This is a genomic window from Georgenia sp. AZ-5 (assembly GCF_043952095.1).
In the GTDB taxonomy this organism is placed as follows: Bacteria; Actinomycetota; Actinomycetes; order Actinomycetales; family Actinomycetaceae; genus Georgenia.
The window spans coordinates 3226333-3243364 of record NZ_JBINOU010000001.1 but is presented as its reverse complement, the minus strand read 5'-3'; the positions used below and the strand labels follow the sequence as shown (position 1 = coordinate 3243364).

16 protein-coding genes and 1 riboswitch are annotated in these 17032 nt (G+C 74.3%); of the genes, 10 read left to right on the top strand and 6 right to left on the bottom strand.

What is annotated here, in order from left to right; genetic code table 11:
* Positions 1-114: 114 nt before the first annotated feature.
* The 5 genes from rplU to ACF0H8_RS15210 all read left to right on the top strand — a co-directional run bounded on the left by rplU (position 115) and on the right by ACF0H8_RS15210 (position 4280).
* The gene (gene rplU, locus ACF0H8_RS15230) at positions 115-423 is read left to right on the top strand and encodes a 50S ribosomal protein L21 (protein WP_395290903.1); all 309 of its coding nucleotides are present in this window, start codon (positions 115-117) and stop codon (positions 421-423) included.
* Between the two features lie 58 nt (positions 424-481).
* Entirely contained in the window at positions 482-739 is a 258-nt protein-coding gene (gene rpmA / locus ACF0H8_RS15225) for a 50S ribosomal protein L27 (RefSeq protein WP_395289737.1), read from the top strand.
* Between the two features lie 151 nt (positions 740-890).
* Entirely contained in the window at positions 891-2411 is a 1521-nt protein-coding gene (obgE, locus tag ACF0H8_RS15220; protein ID WP_395289736.1) for a GTPase ObgE, read from the top strand.
* A gap of 190 nt (positions 2412-2601) precedes the next feature.
* Positions 2602-3990 (top strand): hypothetical protein, encoded by a 1389-nt coding sequence (locus ACF0H8_RS15215; protein WP_395289735.1) that lies wholly within the window; start codon positions 2602-2604, stop codon positions 3988-3990.
* Positions 3991-4103: 113 nt separating this feature from the next.
* On the top strand, positions 4104-4280 hold the full coding sequence (locus tag ACF0H8_RS15210) for a hypothetical protein (RefSeq protein WP_395289734.1): 177 nt from the start codon (positions 4104-4106) through the stop codon (positions 4278-4280).
* Between the two features lie 276 nt (positions 4281-4556).
* On the opposite strand, the gene ACF0H8_RS15205 is transcribed toward ACF0H8_RS15210, so the two are convergent.
* Positions 4557-5951, bottom strand: a complete 1395-nt coding sequence (locus ACF0H8_RS15205) for an FAD-binding oxidoreductase (RefSeq protein ID WP_395289733.1) — start codon at positions 5949-5951, stop codon at positions 4557-4559.
* Positions 5952-6197: 246 nt separating this feature from the next.
* Here ACF0H8_RS15205 and ACF0H8_RS15200 point away from each other — a divergent pair, with 246 nt between their 5' ends.
* From ACF0H8_RS15200 to proB, 3 genes are all read left to right on the top strand, one after another.
* Positions 6198-6701, top strand: a complete 504-nt coding sequence (locus ACF0H8_RS15200) for a cupin domain-containing protein (protein WP_395289732.1) — start codon at positions 6198-6200, stop codon at positions 6699-6701.
* A gap of 304 nt (positions 6702-7005) precedes the next feature.
* Positions 7006-8481 carry a DUF222 domain-containing protein gene (locus ACF0H8_RS15195; protein WP_395289731.1) on the top strand — a complete coding sequence of 492 codons (1476 nt, stop codon included), beginning with the start codon at positions 7006-7008 and terminating at the stop codon, positions 8479-8481.
* Positions 8482-8704: 223 nt separating this feature from the next.
* On the top strand, positions 8705-9841 hold the full coding sequence (gene proB, locus ACF0H8_RS15190) for a glutamate 5-kinase (RefSeq protein WP_395289730.1): 1137 nt from the start codon (positions 8705-8707) through the stop codon (positions 9839-9841).
* Between the two features lie 67 nt (positions 9842-9908).
* On the opposite strand, the gene ACF0H8_RS15185 is transcribed toward proB, so the two are convergent.
* Positions 9909-10262, bottom strand: coding sequence for a flavin reductase family protein (locus tag ACF0H8_RS15185; RefSeq protein WP_395289729.1), 354 nt, complete (start codon positions 10260-10262; stop codon positions 9909-9911).
* A 535-nt stretch (positions 10263-10797) separates the two neighbouring features.
* Positions 10798-10923, top strand: a riboswitch (SAM riboswitch).
* Positions 10924-11211: 288 nt separating this feature from the next.
* Here ACF0H8_RS15185 and ACF0H8_RS15180 point away from each other — a divergent pair.
* Together ACF0H8_RS15180 and ACF0H8_RS15175 are read left to right on the top strand one after the other, a co-directional pair.
* Positions 11212-12255 carry a hypothetical protein gene (locus ACF0H8_RS15180; RefSeq protein WP_395289728.1) on the top strand — a complete coding sequence of 348 codons (1044 nt, stop codon included), beginning with the start codon at positions 11212-11214 and terminating at the stop codon, positions 12253-12255.
* A 206-nt stretch (positions 12256-12461) separates the two neighbouring features.
* Positions 12462-13460, top strand: coding sequence for a TIGR03557 family F420-dependent LLM class oxidoreductase (locus ACF0H8_RS15175; RefSeq protein ID WP_395289727.1), 999 nt, complete (start codon positions 12462-12464; stop codon positions 13458-13460).
* A gap of 102 nt (positions 13461-13562) precedes the next feature.
* On the opposite strand, the gene ACF0H8_RS15170 is transcribed toward ACF0H8_RS15175, so the two are convergent.
* The 4 genes from ACF0H8_RS15170 to ACF0H8_RS15155 all read right to left on the bottom strand — a co-directional run bounded on the left by ACF0H8_RS15170 (position 13563) and on the right by ACF0H8_RS15155 (position 16433).
* Entirely contained in the window at positions 13563-14126 is a 564-nt protein-coding gene (locus ACF0H8_RS15170; RefSeq protein WP_395289726.1) for a dihydrofolate reductase family protein, read from the bottom strand.
* Positions 14127-14150: 24 nt separating this feature from the next.
* The gene (locus tag ACF0H8_RS15165) at positions 14151-15125 is read right to left on the bottom strand and encodes a Ku protein (RefSeq protein WP_395289725.1); all 975 of its coding nucleotides are present in this window, start codon (positions 15123-15125) and stop codon (positions 14151-14153) included.
* 136 nt (positions 15126-15261) lie between these two features.
* Entirely contained in the window at positions 15262-16044 is a 783-nt protein-coding gene (locus ACF0H8_RS15160) for an alpha/beta hydrolase (protein WP_395289724.1), read from the bottom strand.
* Positions 16041-16433: a VOC family protein gene (locus tag ACF0H8_RS15155; RefSeq protein ID WP_395289723.1), complete on the bottom strand. Its 393-nt coding sequence runs from the start codon at positions 16431-16433 to the stop codon at positions 16041-16043. The genes ACF0H8_RS15160 and ACF0H8_RS15155 overlap by 4 nt, the downstream gene beginning before the upstream one ends.
* Positions 16434-17032 lie beyond the last annotated feature (599 nt).

Here is a 17032-nt window from a genome sequence, read left to right as displayed (position 1 = left end):
CGGTGCGCCGCGGTGCGGCGCCCCCAGACCGAAGTCTTGCGCCACCCCCTCGGGCCACGCCCGGGCGCGGGTTGCGTCGAGAGCACAGCCGAAACGACAGAGATGAGCAGCAACGTGGTGTACGCGATCGTCAAGGCCGGCGGCCGGCAGGAGAAGGTGTCCGTCGGCGACGTCGTCGTCGTCGACAAGCTGACCGGTGAGGTCGGCTCGACCGTCGAGCTCGAGCCGATCATGCTCGTCGACGGTGACAAGGTCACCACGGCCGCCGGCGACCTGGGCAAGGTCAAGGTGACTGCCGAGATCGTGCGGGCCGAGAAGGGCCCGAAGATCTCGATCATGAAGTTCAAGAACAAGACCGGCTACCGCAAGCGCCAGGGTCACCGCGCGCAGCTGACCCGCCTCAAGGTCACCGGCATCAAGTAAGTCCGCGGCCCGCACGGGCCCGTTCCTGGTTACTGAAGACGAAGAAAGCAGGTTCGAGATGGCACACAAGAAGGGCGCCAGCTCCTCCCGGAACGGCCGCGACTCCAACGCCCAGCGCCTCGGTGTGAAGCGCTTCGGCGGTCAGGTCGTCAAGGCCGGCGAGATCATCGTGCGTCAGCGCGGCACCCACTTCCACCCCGGCAACAACGTCGGCCGTGGCAAGGACGACACCCTGTTCGCCCTGGGGGCCGGCGCCGTGGCGTTCGGCACCCGCCGCGGGCGCAAGGTCGTGGACATCGTCCTGGCGGACGCCTGACCGACCCGCACAAGCCCACCAGGGGCGGACGGCGCGATGCCGTCCGCCCCTGCGGCGTGTGTGGGCCCGCGACCTGTGTGAGGCGCAGACTGAGCAAGGCGGGCCGCCCGGCACCCCGGTGCGCCCGAAAAGACGAAAGAGGACGACGGCGATGGCCACCTTCGTAGACCGCGTGGTGCTCCACGTGGCAGCCGGTGACGGCGGGAACGGCTGCGCGTCGATCCGGCGCGAGAAGTTCAAGCCGCTGGCCGGGCCCGACGGCGCCAACGGCGGCAGGGGCGGCGACGTCGTCCTCGTGGTCGACCCCCAGACCACCACCCTGCTCGCCTACCACCACGCTCCCCACCAGCGGGCCCGCTCGGGCACCGCCGGCGCGGGCGACATGCGCGCGGGAAAGACCGGCGAGGACCTGATCCTGCCGGTGCCCGACGGCACGGTCGTGAAGTCCATGGACGGCGAGGTGCTCGCGGACCTCGTCGGCGTCGGCACCCGGTTCGTGGCCGCCACCGGCGGGCACGGCGGCCTGGGCAACGCCGCGCTGGCGTCGCCGAAGCGCAAGGCGCCCGGCTTCGCCCTGCTCGGCGAGGAGGGCGAGAAGGTCGACCTCGTCCTGGAGCTGAAGTCCGTCGCCGACGTCGCGCTCGTCGGCTTCCCCAGCGCCGGGAAGTCCTCGCTGATCGCGGCCATGTCTGCCGCGCGGCCCAAGATCGCCGACTACCCCTTCACCACGCTGGTGCCCAACCTCGGCGTCGTGCAGGCCGGCGCCGAGCGGTACACGATCGCGGACGTGCCCGGGCTCATCCCCGGCGCGTCCCAGGGCAAGGGCCTGGGCCTGGAGTTCCTGCGGCACATCGAACGCTGCGCCGTCATCGTGCACGTCCTGGACTGCGCCACCCTGGAGCCCGGCCGCGACCCGGTCACGGACCTCGACACCATCGAGGCGGAGCTCGCCGCCTACGCCGGGGACCTCGACATCGCGGGCGGCCGGGTGCCGCTCATGGAGCGCCCGCGGGTCGTGGTGCTCAACAAGATCGACGTGCCCGAGGCCCGCGACCTCGCCGAGCTGGTCCGACCCGACCTCGAGGCCCGGGGCCTGCGGGTCTTCGAGGTCTCCACGGCCAGCCACGAGGGCCTGCGCCAGCTCTCCTTCGCCCTCGCGGAGATCGTCGCCAGGGCCCGCGCCGAGGCGCCGGCGGCGGAGGCCGCCCGGGTGATCCTGCGGCCCAAGGCTGTCGACGACGCGGGCTTCACGGTCACGCGCCGCACCGGGCCCGACGGCGACTTCTTCCAGGTGCGCGGCACCAAGCCGGAGCGCTGGGTGCGCCAGACCGACTTCAACAACGACGAGGCCGTCGGCTACCTCGCCGACCGGCTGGCCCGGCTGGGCGTCGAGGACCAGCTGTTCAAGGCGGGGGCCGTCGCCGGCGACACCGTCGTGATCGGGGACGTCGAGGGCGGCGTCGTCTTCGACTGGGAGCCCACCCTGCAGACCGGCGCCGAGCTGCTCGGGCCCCGCGGCACCGACCTGCGCCTGGAGGAGGCCGCCCGCCCCACCCGCGCCGAGAAGCGCCGGGGCTACCACGACCTCATGGACGCCCGCGCGGCGGCCCGCGAGGAGCTGTGGACCGAGCGGCAGGCCGGTCACTGGGTCGAGCCCGACGACGAGGACTGACTGTGAGGGCTACTTCCGCATCCTGTCGGATGGCCGGCTGTGGGTCCGTGGCGTCGAGCTGGAACCTTCGCGACGGGCGCGGGGCGGCCGTCGGGCGTGCGGGCACGAGCGGTCAGCGTTCGTTCAGGCGCTCGACGTAGGGTAGGCGGTCGCGGTGGAAGCGTTCTGCCGTGCGAACGGCAGGAGGAGCATGTCCACGTCCGAGGAGCACGCGCGCACCGACGGTGCGCCGGCAACGACCGACTCCGGCGCGACCGGGTCCACGGCCCAGCCCGCGACCGGCGTCCCGGCTGAGCAGCCGGCCGCGGCCGACGGCGCCGCGCAGGCGAGGGAGCCCGCCGCCGATCACGACGACGCGGCCGGGAAGCGGGCCGCCGATCACGACGACGCGGCCGGGGAGCCCGCCGCCGATAACGACGACGCGGCCGGGAAGCGGGCCGCCGATCACGACGACGCGCCCGGGGACCGGTCCGTCGGGCGGCTGCTCGCCGCCGTCGTCGCGATGACCGTCGCCGCGGCGTTCGCGGTCACGGCGCTCGTCGTGCCGTACCTCAACACCGCGCCCCGCGGGGTGCCCGTCGGTGTCACCGGAGAGTCCGCGTCGCAGTTCGGGCAGATGCTCGACATGCTCCAGCCGGGCGCCTTCGAGGTGACCTCGTACGACGACGCCGACGCGCTGCGCGAGGCGACGCTCGACCGTGAGGTCTACGGCGGCTTCGCCGTCGAGCAGGAGAGCGCCACTGCCGTCGTCGCCACGGGCGGCAGCGCCGTGCTCGGTCAGTTCCTCTCATCCATCGGCTCGTCGCTGGGAGCCACGGTCGAAGACGTCGCGCCGGGCTCCCAGCAGGACACCACCGGGTACGGCCTGCACGTAGCCGCGACGGTGGCGGCGCTGGCCGCTCTGCTCGGCGCGGTGGCGATCGCGCGGGCCGTGCCGCGCCGGCTCGGCGTCCAGCTGACCGGCGTGCTGGCGCTCGCCGTGGCCCTGGGCCTGGCGGTGGCGGCCGTGCTGCAAGCCGTGGGCTCCGTCGAGGGTGCCTTCGTCCAGGTGGCGGCGGTGACGGCGGTCGCCGTGCTGGCCGTAGCGACGCCGGCGCTCGCGCTCACCCGCCTCGGCGGGATCTGGGCCCCCGCGCTGTTCGCCCTCGTCATCATCGTGCCCGGCATGAGCCTGTCCGGGCTGACGTCCGCCCCCGAGATGCTGCCCGCCGGCTTCGGCACCATTGGTCAATTCCTGCCGCAGGGCGCCTACGGCTCCCTCGTGCAGTCGGTCGCCTTCTTCGGCGGGGGCGGGGCGCTGCAGCCCCTGCTGGTCCTGCTCGGCTGGGTCGTCGTCGGGGCGCTGCTGGTGTGGCTCGCCGTCGCCCGGACCCGGTCCGCCGCCGGCCGCGCCGCCGTGGAGGCGGAGATCGCCGCGCTCGAGGCCGAGGCCGATGAGGACGAGGCGGACGCCGCGGTCGCGCCGCAGAGCCGCGACGCCGCCGAGGCGTCCGGGACCCATGACGGGGCCCCAGGCGACGCGGACGTGCACGACGGCCGGCCGGTGCCGGGGGAGGGCGCGCCGCCCACCGCGCGCTGAGCCTCCGCGGCCTGCCGTCGGCACGCCTGCAGCACCCCGGGCCCCTGGCAGCAGCCAGGGGTCCGGCGCCGTCTCGGGCTGCCGGGCGGGGCGCGCCGTGCCACGGTTGGAGCATGGACCAGGAGAACAAGAAGCCGGGTACCGCCGACCTGACGTTCGGCGGCGCCGAGACCTCGCCCAACAAGGACGACGAGCTCCCGACCCCGACCGCGGTCCAGGGCGACGAGGGGGGCGGCGACCCCAACGCGGGCGCCCACCAGGACAGCCGGCACGGAGACGACGCGCTCTAGTCTCGACGTCGCCTCGGCCTCGCGGCCGTGGGGGCGCGCCTGGTCCGCCCTGCATGACCTTCAGCGGCGAGCACGTGTCCCGCGCCGGCCGACGGAGGCGTGACCATGCGCTCCCCACCGCGAGTGTGGCAGTCCTGGAGTCTTCTCGACCGCGAGTGCGACGTTCCTGGTGTCTTCCGACGGCCCGGGAGCCCGTGAACGTCGCAGCCGACGTGCCACGCGTGCCAGGGCCGGAGCGTCCTCCTCGGACCGGCGCGCGCCCCGGGGCGCCACGCCCTACCCGGGCGGGATGTTGTGGTTGAGCCGGAACAGGTTCGCCGGGTCGTACCGGCGCTTGAGCGCCACGAGCCGCTCGAGCTTCTCGGGGCCGTAGACGGCCGCCGCCTGGGCGTGCCAGTCGTGCACGTCCTCCCGGCCCATGAAGTTCACGTACTGCCCGCCCGTCGCGAAGGGCGCCATGTCCTGTGCGAGGCCCCGCACGAAGGCGGTGCGCTCGCGGTCGTCGCCCGGGTCGGCCCAGAACCCGTAGACGTTCAGCCAGAAGCGGGCGTCGCGCGCGGGGAACGGCGTGGCGTCGGCGGGCACCCGGGCGAACGCGCCACCCATGTGGTGGATGTCGAAGGCCGTGCCCGTCCAGGTCTGCTCGGTCGCGCGGCGCACGAGGACGTCGATGACCTCGGCGTCCAGCCGGTCGAACGCGGCGTTCTTCCAGTACGCGCGTGAGCCCTTGGGGAACAGCTCGTCCATCCCGCTCTGCCATGCCGTCCACGGGGTTGGCGCCACCACCGCGCCGTCCGGCGGTGCGGCGTCCCGCAGCAGCCCCGCCACCCGGGCGCCCTCCTCCTTGTCCGGCGAGGCCCAGGCGAAGCCGACCAGCATGACGTGCTCGTCGCCGAGCTCCCACGACGCCGGCGGGACCAGGACGGAGACGATCGACTGCATCTCGTCGGGCAGGTCCCGTGTCCACGCCTCCCACGCGGCCAGCGCGCCGGTCCAGTGCTCCGGGCTGTACACGAGGTTGCCCGCGTAGACCTCGGCGGGTAGCGGATGGGCGCGGAACGTGAAGTACGCGACGACGCCGAAGTTGCCGCCGCCACCCCGGATGCCCCAGAACAGGTCCGGGTTCTCCTCCGCGCTCGCCCGCACGGTGCGGCCCTCGGCGGTGACGACCTCGGCGGAGAGAAGGTTGTCCGCGGTCAGGCCGTGGGCGCGGGTGAGCCAGCCCAGGCCGCCGCCCAGCGTGAGGCCGGCGACTCCGGTGCCCGAGACGACGCCCAGGGGGACGGCCAGGTCGTGGATCGTCGTGGCGGCGTCGACGTGGGCCAGGGTGGCGCCGCCCTCGACGCGCACCGTGGAGGTGGGGGCGTCCACCTCGACGAAGTTGAGGCTGCCCAGGTCCAGGACGATGCCGCCGTCGGTGGTGCCGTTGCCCGCGACATTGTGCCCGCCGCCTCGCACCGCCAGCGGCAGGCCGGTGTCCGCGGCGAACTCGATCACCGGGCCGATGTCGCCGACGGTCGCGGCGCGCACGACGGCGATGGGGTACCGGTCGATCATCCCGTTCCACACCAGGCGCGCCTCGTCGTAGCCAGGGTCGCCGGGCAGCATGACGATGCCGCCCACCCGCCGGCGCAGCGCCTCCAGCAGCTCCGGGGTAACTGTCGTGCTCATCCTCGACCACCACCGTCCAGCCGGCCGGCCCGGACACCGGCGTGGGTCCGCCGGGCGCGGTGCGCCGGGGTGCTCCGGTGCGCCGCGCTCCGGTACTCGTGCGCGATTGTTCCGGCCCGCGCCCGGCGGGACAAGTGTTGCCGAACGCCCTTCCGCGGGCGTCCGCCCGGGAGGATGATGCGAGCCGGCGTGGCCCCCCGCCCGCCGCCGCGCCCGTGCGCGGCCCCCGCCGGAGAGGTGGCTGAGATGACCGTTCCCTTCGCGGGCCTCATCGCGGACGGCGAGCAGGAGGTGCTGCTGACGGGCCCCCTCGGCGTGGTCGAGATGCTGCCGGCCGCGGCGACCGGCGGGGTGCTGGCGCTGGTGAGGCACCCGCTGGCGGCCCGGGCCCTGGGTGCCCCGCTGCACACCCACACCCGGGAGGACGAGTACTCGGTGGTGCTCGAGGGTCTCGTCGGCATCCAGGTGGGGGAGGAGGTCGTCGAGGCGGGTCCAGGTGACGTCGTCGCCAAGCCGCGCGGTGTGCCGCACGCGTTCTGGAACCCCACCGACGCGCCGGCGAGGCTCATCGACGTCGTCGTGCCCGGCACGTTCGTCGGCTACTTCCGTGAGCTCGGGGAGCTGATGACCGGCGGCGGCCCGGACCCGCAGAAGCTGCTGGCGCTCGCGGACCGGTACGGCCTGCGGATGGACCTCGACTCCGTCCCCGACCTCGTCGAGCGGTACGGGCTCGTTCCTTTTCCTGGGTGACCTCCGGACTCCGGTCGGACCTCCCTTCTGCAAAGGCGACCTCAGCGTCAGGTCGGGGAACGCAGGGCCGGAATGGCGCCTGCAACGCCGTTAGCCGCTATTTGCGCGCCAGAAATGTCATGGCTTCCATAGGCCACGGCTGTGTTACCTGTGGACGAGGTGGCAACAAGGACCCATATGTGAAAATCCGAGGAGGATGTTCCGGGTTTTCCACAATCTCAATTCACAGGCGATTTCCTCTTGCCCGGTCGAACGCATGTTCGATACATTTGCCGCAGAACCGGCGACGGCGGGAGGTGGGGGCATGGCACCGAGCGCAACGCCGGCCGCGGTCTTGGCCACCGGGATCGCGGACCTGCAGCGCCTCCTGACGGAGCTGCAGGACGTCGATCTGCACGAGCTGCCGGGAGAGGCGGTGGTGGAGGCGCTGGACGGCCTCGAGCAGGTGCGCCGCAAGACCGAGGCGCTGACCGCGAGGGCGCTGGCGACCATCGAGGCCGACGGGATGTGGGCCCTGGACGGCGCTCGGTCCATGGCCGCGTGGTACCGCGCGCGGTCCGGGAAGCACCAGGCGAGCGCCGCGCGCGAGATCCGTCGGGCGCGGGCCATGCGGGACCATCTGCCCCAGACCGCGGCGGCGCTGGCCGCCGGCACGATCAGCGTCGACCACGCCCAGGCGATGGTGCGGCTGGCCGCGGACACCGACGTGCGGCGCGACCGCCTGCGTGACCCGGACGTTGGGGAGGCCTTCCTCCTGCAGCATGCCAAGAGGCTCGACGCGTCGGACTTCACCGTGGCCGTGCAGCAGTGGGGCCTGAGGGCCGACCCGGACGCCGCGGACCGGGCGTACCGGGAGGACGGCGCCCGCGAGGAGTTCTACCTGGCGGAGACCACGGACGGATTCGTCCCCGGCGGGTGGCTGTCGAAGACCAGCGGGAAGCTGCTCATGACAGCGCTGGCCGCGCGGACCGGCACGCCGTCGCGGACGGACAAGCGCACGCCCGCGCAGCGCCGCGCCAACGCGCTGGTGGGCCTGGCCCAGCTCGCGCTCGACTCCGGCACGCTGCGGCCCGGCGCCCGGATCCGGCCGCACCTGGCGGTCATGGTGCCGTTCGAGACCCTGCAGCGCCTGGTCGCGGCCTGCGCGCCGCGCCACCGGCCCGGTTGCCGGCCCACCGTCGCCCACCGGGGGGCGGCATTCGGTCTCAACCCGGGCCGAGGTCTCGACCCGGACCTCGCCGGGCTCCCCGGAGGCGACCGGCCCACGGGACCCGCCGTGCTGGAGGCGGATCGCGGCACCCGGGGTTGCACGTGCGGGGCAGCGGACCCGGAGGCGGTCATCGGCGCCGATGTCGACGCGTCCGCCATGGGCGGGGTGGAGCCGGCCACCTACGACGACGGTTCACCGCTCCCGCCGTCGCTGCTGGCACGGCTGGCCTGCGGCAGCCAGATGCATCGCGTGGTGTTCGGACCGGACTCCGAGGTCCTGGACCTCGGGCGCGAGGAGCGCCTGTTCAGCGCGGCGCAGACGCGCGCCATCATCGCCCGGGACAAGAGATGTCAGTACCCGAACTGCAATGCCCCGCCGGGCGAGGGGGAGATCCACCACAGCCTCTACTGGTGGGCGCAGTTCGGGTCGACCAACCTCAGGCTCGGCATCCTGTTGTGCTGGTTCCACCACGACTACGTCCACGCCCACGGCATCAGCATCGAGCGCCGCAGCGGCGCCTGGACCTTCAAACGGCGAGACGGATCCACCGTCGGATCCGCGGCCGGCTGATCCGCAACGTCAGCGGGGGGGTGCGTGCGGGTGCTGGCCTGCGTCTCGGTCCTGCATCCACGCCTCCCTCGAGGTCGCAGTGCGCCGATGTGCGGCGGGTGCGGTACCGGGTCGGCGCCGACCGTCCGCCCTCGCGCGGGGTCCGACAAACCCAGAGTGTCCCAGGGGCCACGGCGGCCGGACGTGCGCGCAGGTGGGCCACGGGGTGCGGGATGATGCGGGTGTGAAGCATCCCCTCACCGAGCGCCGCAGCGTCGCCACCGCCGCGCGGATCGTGGTCAAGGTGGGCTCGTCGTCCCTGACCGCGCCGGACGGCCGGCTGGACCTGCCCGCCCTGCGCCACCTCGTCCACGTGATCGCCGAGCGGGGCGCCGCCGGCCAGCAGGTCGTGCTGGTGTCGTCCGGTGCTATCGCCGCGGGCATCATGCCGCTGGGGCTGCCCGGCAAGCCGAAGGACCTTGCGACGGCGCAGGCGACGGCGAGCGTGGGGCAGGGTCTGCTGGTGGCGCGGTACACGGAGTCCTTCGCCTACCACGGCCAGCGGGTGGGGCAGGTGCTGCTGACCGCCGAGGACCTGATCCGGCGCACGAACTACGCCAACGCGCAGCGCGCGCTGGAGCGGCTGCTCACGCTCGGCGTCGTCCCGATCGTCAACGAGAACGACACGGTGGCGACCGACGAGATCCGCTTCGGCGACAACGACCGCCTCGCCGCGCTGGTCTCCCACCTGGTGCGGGCCGACGCGCTGGTGCTGCTCACCGACGTCGACGGCCTCTACGACGGTCCGCCGTCGCGCCCCGGGACCCAGCTGATCCGCACGGTCCGGGGGCCGGCGGACCTGGCCGGGGTGGAGGTGACCGGCCGGGGCAGCGACATCGGCACGGGCGGCATGGTCACCAAGCTCGACGCCGCCTCCATCGCCACCCAGTCGGGCATCCCCGTGGTGCTCACCTCCGCGGAGAACGTCGAGCCCGCGCTGGCCGGGAAGGAGGTGGGCACCTGGTTCGCGGCCACCGGCAAGCGCAAGTCCGCCCGCCGGCTCTGGCTGGCGCACGCGGCGCAGGTACGCGGCCGGATCTACCTCGACGCCGGCGCGGCCCGCGCGGTGACGGACGGCAAGCGCTCACTCCTGGCCGCCGGGGTGGTGGGCGTCGACGGCGACTTCGAGGCCGGTGACGCCGTCGAGCTGGTCGGGCCCGACGGGGTGGTGGCGCGCGGGCTCAGCGCCTACGGGGCCGTGGAGATCCCGGACATCATGGGCAAGTCCACCCACCAGCTCGTCGAGGACGGGGAGATGCACCCGCGCGCCGTCGTCCACCGGGACGACCTCGCGCAGGTGCGCGTGCGCCGCCGGCGCTAGGGCTGCCCAGGTACGCCGAGGCCAGGCTGCGGCGGGTGCGACGGCCGTGCTGCCGGGGCCGAACGTGTCAGGGCAGGCGCGTGTGCGGGCCCACCTGGTGGTAGGCGCGGTCGGCGTAGACCAGGGGGTCCGGGCGGCGGCCGTGCTCCGCGAGCTCGGCGCGGACGGTGACCAGGAGGCTGTCCCCGACGGGTACCCGCTGCTCGACGCGCCCGCGCACCCAGGCGGTGGTGCCCTCGAGCACGGGCTCGCCCGTCGGCAGCGGCAGCCAGTCCCGGACGGCGAACCTGTCGATGCCGCTGGTGGCGAACCGGGCGGCGGTCTCGCGCTGGTCCTCGGCGAGGAAGTTGACCACGACGGCGGCCACGGCTTCGATGGCGGGCCGCGCCGAGGACGTGGCGGCCACGGAGAACGCCAGCACGGGCGGGCCGCGGACACCGAGATGACGGACGTCGCGGTGAAGCCCACGGGGCCGTCGGGGCAGCGCAGGGTGATGACGGCGACCCCCGCGGGGTGGTGGCGGAAGACGCCCTTGAAGTCGGCGGCGCTGATGCCTCCGGGCCCCGTCACCGGCTCGGGGGCATGCTGCCCGGCGGCGGGTCCCAGGGTGCGCCGCGCGGCGCCGGGCCCCAGGGCGCGCTCACGCCGGGCGAGGGCGGACGTCTGCGCGCTCATGGGGCCTCCTGGGTAGGGCGGGGCAAGCACGGTCGGCTCGACGGGGCCGACGCTAGGTGGGCCCCCGCGGGTGCGGCCTGCGCCGTCGGGGCCCGTCTCGCCACCAGAGACGGAGCCTGGCGGATCCTGGACCGCTCTCACATCGCGAGAACCCGGCCGGCCAGACCGCATCCGCCGACGCCGCGCAGGGACGCTTCCACCGATCGCCCGCCGTCCGTTGCGTGAGACGCGCCGCCCGGATGGTTGACGCCTCACGCGCGTGCCCCATAACGTCAGCCCCAGGTTTGGAGTACCAGTGCGCACCGACGGTGCGCTAAGCCCCGGCTTGCTGGTCGGCAACCCCCCACGTGCGGGGGGTGCCCCGGGTGACAACCTGGTCCCGTCACGTGGCGGGGCAACGACGACGCACCGCCAAGGTGCATGGCACGAAGGAAAACGCGCGACATGAACACGCACACGGGCCCCGGGCAGAACGCTTTCTCGCCTCGCCGCTCCATGTGCATGTCCATGTGCTGCCGAATGTCCGCCTGAGGACGTTCCCCGCGATGCCCCGGCGCGATCCGCGCTGACGCATCACCCCTGACCTTCCCCCCGCCCCGCCCGGGTGACACGGCGCGGCGCGGGACCAGGCGGTCGGGCATTCCTTCCTGCTTCCCGCGCGCAGCGCGCGACGACACCCTTGGACGTGCATCCCCATGACTGTCTCCTTCCTTCCGGACCGCTCCACCCGCCCCACGTCCACCGGCGCTCTCCTCGGTCTCGACCTCACCGGCCTGGGCGTGACCTGCGAGTCGCAGGTGCCCTCCGCCGACCTGCCCGTGGAGAAGGCCGACCTCGCCCGCCTGGCCTCCTACACGCGGGCCGCGCACCTGGGCGGCGTCAGCTTCGTCTCCCTGGGCGAGCAGTTCCGGCTGCGCAGCGACCTGCGGCTGCGCCCCGACGCGTGGCTCGACCCGGTCGTCGCAGCCCGGCGTATCGGCCCGCACGCCGCCGCCGGCCTGGTTGCCGCCGTCCCCCAGGACGCCGACCTCGTCGCCGTCGTCGGCCAGCTCAAGGACATCCCGCAGGCCGCGGGTTCCTGGGCCGGCCTCGAGCTGTCCCACCGCGGCGACGGCGACCGGTTCGCCCGCTCCCTCGAGGCCCTGGGGCGCTCCTTCGCCACGGCCCGCACCCGTGGCCCCCGCCCGCGCGTGGTGGTCCCCGTCGCCGCCGAGGCCGAGATCGAGGCCGCCGGTGCCTTCGCGGACGTCGTCCGCATCCGCGAGCAGGACCTGGAGTGGGCGCGCGAGCTGCGCTACGCGGTGCGCTCCGCGGCACGCGCCGCCGGGCGCCAGGACGTGCGCGTCCTCGTCGACCTGCGCACCGTGATCTCCGCCGACCGAGCCGCGGCCCGGGAGCGGGCCGCGCTGATCGCCGACATCGACGGGCCGGGCGCCTCGTGGGCCGGCGCGCTGGAGGCGGTCGGCACGGTCGACGACGTCGCGGGGACCATCGACCGCTGGGTCACCGCGGGCGCGGCCGACGGCTTCGTCGTCCTGCCCGGGTCGGTCCCGGCCGACGTCGCGGCACTCCTCAAGGGTCTGCTGCCGGAGCTGCGCCGGCGTGGGATCGTCGCCGAGCGTCCGGCCGAGGCAGCCGCCACGCGCACGCCGGCGCCCGCGACCGCCCGCGGTGCCGCCGGGCGCGCCGCCCGGACGGCGCCGGCCGCCCGACCCGAGGTCGTGGCCGTCGCCGGCTAGCGGGGCGGACCGCACGCTGACGCAGGGTGGGGTGTGCGCCCGCACGCTGGCGCAGGGTGGGGTGTGCGCCCGCACGCTGGCGCAGGGTGGGTGTGCGCCCGCACGCTGGCGCAAGGGGCGGGGCGCGCGCAGACGGCGTCCGCAGCCGAGGCCGTCGGCCCGCGGCCCGGGTGCCGGGTGCGCCCGGGGGTGCCAGCCTGGGTCGCATGACACGGTTCGGCTACACCCTGATGACCGAGCAGAGCGGCCCGAAGGAGCTCGTGCACTACGCCGTCGAGGCGGAGCGGCGGGGGTTCGACTTCGAGGTCTCCTCCGACCACTTCTTCCCGTGGCTGAAGGAGATGGGGCACTCGCCCTACGCCTGGTCGGTGCTGGGGGCCGTCGCCCACGCCACCGAGCGGGTGGAGCTGATGACCTACGTGACATGCCCGACGATGCGGTACCACCCGGCCGTCGTCGCCCAGAAGGCCGCCACGCTGGGGCTGCTCAGCGACGGGCGGTTCCTGCTCGGGCTCGGCGCGGGGGAGAACCTGAACGAGCACGTGGCCGGTCACCGCTGGCCCGCGGTCGGGGAGCGCCACGACATGCTCGAGGAGGCGCTCGTCATCATCCGCGACCTTCTGGACGGGCACGACCTGACGTTCGAGGGCGACCACTTCCGCGTCGACTCCGCACGGCTGTGGGACCTGCCCGAGTCCCGGGTGGAGATCGGCGTGGCCGTCTCCGGGCCGCAGTCCGTCTCCCGCTTCGCCCCCCTGGCCGACCACCTCGTCGCCACCCAGCCGCAGCGCAAGACCCTCGAGCGGTGGGCGGCGGCGCGCTCGGACGCCGGGCTGACCGCCTCGCGCGCCATCGGGCAGATCCCGATCTGCTGGGACACCGACGCCGACGCGGCCGTCCAGCGGGCGCACCGCCTGTTCCGCTGGTTCGGCGGCGGCTGGCACGTCAACGCGGACCTGCCGACGACGCGGGCGTTCGCGGACGCGACGCAGTTCGTCCGGCCCGAGGACGTGGCCGGGTCCATCCCGTGCGGGCCGGACCTCGACGCCATCGTCGAGGCCGTCTCCGCGTTCTGGGAGGCCGGCTTCACCGACGTCGCGCTGGTGCAGGTGGGCGACGAGAAGCAGCAGGAGTTCCTGGACCGGGCGGCCGAGCCGCTGCTCGAGAAGCTGCGGGACGCCGCCCCGGCCGGCGAACCGGTCTGAGCCCACGTCCGACCCACCGGCCGCACGTCGCTGCCCGCGGCCAGTGCCGACCCACCGCGCGGACCCGCCGCGCGGACCCGCCGCTCCGGACGGCCGGGTGGTCTAGCGTCGCCGGGCGTCGTAACGCAGCGCCACGATGCCGGAGGCATACGCCTTGGCCTCCAGCAGGGTGAGGTCGCGGCGCCCGGCCTCCGCGGAGAGCAGGGAGCGCCCGGCGCCGATGACCACCGGGATGACGCGCAGCTGCAGTTCGTCGACGAGGTCGGCGGCGAAGAGGGAGCGCGCGAGGGAGATGCTGCCCCACACGACGATGTCCCCGCCGTCCTGCCGGCGCGCGTCGGCGACGTGCTCGGTGGCGCTGCCGCGCACGACGCGGGCGGGTGGGTAGCCACCCCACGGCGCCTCGGTCAGCGTCGAGGAGTAGACGACCTTCGGCGTGGTGTTGACCATCTCGGCCATCACCTCTGCCTCCGCGGCCGCGGTGGGCCAGTAGCCGGAGAACATGGCGTAGGTGGCGGCGCCGAGGGCGATGGTGTCCACGCCGGCCAGCTGTGCGACGTTGTCCCGGTCGACCTCGTCGTAGTCCGTCACGGCGCCGAAGAAGTCCAGGCCGCCGTCGGTGCCGGCGACGAAGCCGTCGGCGGTCGTCAGCTCCTGCACGATCACCCGGCGCACGGGCCAGCCCCGCCGCTACGCGGTCTTCTTCGCGGGCGCCTTCTTGCGGGTGGTACCACCGCGGGCGCCCTTCTTTGCCGCGGGCTCCTCCTCCTCGGCCTCCTTCGGCTTCGCCGCCGCGCGCTTGCGGGCGGGGGCCTTCTCGGCGGGCTCGTCGTCCGCGGCAGAGTCGGTCCCGCCGGCTGCGGCCGCGCGGCCACCGCCCTTCTTGCGGGACTCCTCGACCGAGCGGCGCAGCGCCTCCATCAGGTCGAGGACCTCGCCGCCCTCCTCCTCCGGCTGCTCACCGAAGGTGGCCTCGGTGGAGACCGCCTCGCCCTGCTCCAGCTTCGCCTCGATGAGCTGGCGCAGCTCGACCTGATACTCGTCCGTGAACTCGCCGGGCTCGAAGTCGGCCTCGAAGCTCGAGACGAGCGCCGAGGCCATCTGCAGCTCCTTGTCGCTGATGCTCACCTTCTGGTCGAGCTCGGGGAAGTCGGCCTCGCGGACCTCGTCCTCCCACAGCAGCGCCTGCAGCACGAGCACGTCGCCGCGCACCCGCAGCGCCCCTAGCCGGGTCTTGTCCCGCAGCGTGAAGTGGACGATGGCGGTGCGGTCCGTCTCCTCGAGGGTGCGGCGCAGCAGCACGTAGGACTTCGTCGACTTGGAGTCCGGCGCCAGGTAGTACGTCTTCTGCATCATGATCGGGTCGACCTGCTCGGAGGGGACGAACTCGAGCACGCTGATCTCCCGCGACCGCTCGGCCGGGAGCGAGTCGATGTCCTCCTCGGTCAGCACGACGGTGCGGTCGCCGTCGTCGTAGGCCTTCGCGATGTCCTGGTAGTCCACCGTCTTGCCGCACTTCTCGCAGCGGCGCTGGTAACGGATGCGGCCGCCGTCGGCGCCGTGGACCTGGTGGAGCTCGACGTCGTGGCTCTCCGTGGCGCTGTACAGCTTGATCGGCACGTTCACCAGGCCGAAGCTGACCGAGCCCTTCCAGATCGCACGCATGACACGTCCCCTTCCCGCGCCCGGGCCCGCGTGCCCCGGCGCATACCCGGTAGTGAACTAGCGGACCGGCGCCCGCGCCAGCGGTATGGCGCCGTCTCCGTCCTCCTCGCCGCCCTGCGGGCGGCGTGCGGATGCCTCAACGGACCGGCGGACCGGCGGCACCGGCGTGGCCGGCCGGTCGCGCGCCGGTGCCGCGCCGGCCGGGCGAGCCGAACGCGCGCGCGTAGCCGACCAGGCGGTCGGCGAGCTCGCCTGGCCGCGAGAGGTACGCCGCGTGGCTGCCGGGCATGGCGTCCGGCTCGAGACCGAGGCGCTCGCGGGCCATCCGTCGCAGGAAGTCGGGTGGGAAGAACCGGTCGTCCTCGAGCACGAGGTAGGCCGTGGGCACGTCGGGCCAGGCGGCCGGCGGCCACGGGTCGGACATCGGCCGGGCGGCCTGGTCGCGTCCCCGGCGGAGCGCCTCGGCGGCGAGCGGCGGGGCGACGTCGTGCATGAACGTCGCGACGAGGGCGTCGTCGTCGTCCATGCGCGCGTCAACGCCCTCGCGGCGCGCACGCTCGCGCGCGGCGGCCTCGTACCCGGACGTCTCCCACCACTCGCCGGCCGTCTCCCCGGGACGGGGGACCAGCGCCGCGACCAGCACCAGGCCGTCGGCGGCAAGGGTCTCGCAGACGAGCGGTGCGGTGAAGCCCCCGAGCGAGTGCGCGACCACGACGACCCCGTCCGTGGCGGGCACCGGCGGGGCGGCCCGGACCGCACCCACGACGGCGGCCGCGTACTCCGCCAGGCCGGCCGCCGGGTCCTCGCACGGCAGGTCCACCGTGATCGCCCGGTGCCCGCGGGACGCGAGCTCGGCCGCGACCAGGTGCCACTCCCACGCGCTGCCGCCGGCCCCGTGGACGACCACGAACGTCGTCACGGCTGCTGCTCCGGGACGACCGCGATGACGTTGCCGGACGGGTCGGTGAACCAGGCGATCGGCGGCCCCCAGCCGTGGTAGATGCCCTTGGCGTCGGTCTCCAGCTCGGTGCCGGCGTAGTGCTCGAACTTCACGCCACGGGCGCCCAGCTCGTCCACCGCCTGCTCCACGTCCGGGACGGGGAAGTTCAGGACGGTGAAGGACGCGGGCGTGTGCGCCTCGCCCTTGGCGTAGACGAACACGTCGGTGCCGCCGGGCAGGTGCACTGTCAGCGAGCCCTGTCCCATCGGGCCGTCGGAGACCTGCAGGCCCAGGATGCCGGTGTAGAACTCGCGGGCCTTCTCCAGGTCGTCCACGGAGAAGCTGCTGAAGGCGGGGGCGGTGAACATGGTGGATCCCTTCTCTCGATGTGCGTGAGGCGCTCATGTGCGGCAGGGCCAGGAGGAGCACGAAGACGTCAATCGAGCAGAGCAGCACCGGCAGGGTCAGCACGGCCAGCGCCGTCCACTCCCGCCGCCCGGCGCGGCGGGCACGGAGACGGCGGTCTGCGGGCTCACGGCGGGCTCCTCGGGGCGGCCGGCTGCGGTCGTCGGCCGCTCGGCGGCCGGGTGGGGCGCGGGGGAAGTCACGCCGGAGGTGTGGTGCCGGTCACGAGGCTACGCGCGTCGGTCCTGCGCGGTCGCCGGTCCTCGACCGGGAGGCCCGGCTGAGCTGCTGCTCGGCGGTGCTTCCCATGCGCACGATGTTCCGCGGCGAGGCGGCGAGGCCGCGCGCGGGTTCGCCCCGTCGGGCTCCCGCTGGGGGAGGGGTGCGTCGTCGCCGACGTCGCCGGCGGTCGTCTCGCCGTTGAGCCGGTGGAGCGGCTCGGGCCCGAGAGAGCGGGAGGGGTCGACGCCCTCCTCACCACCACGCCCATCGTGCTCGCCCGGCTGCTGTACGACGGCTACGCCCCTGGACCGGGCCGTGGCCGACGGCGTCGCGACGGTGG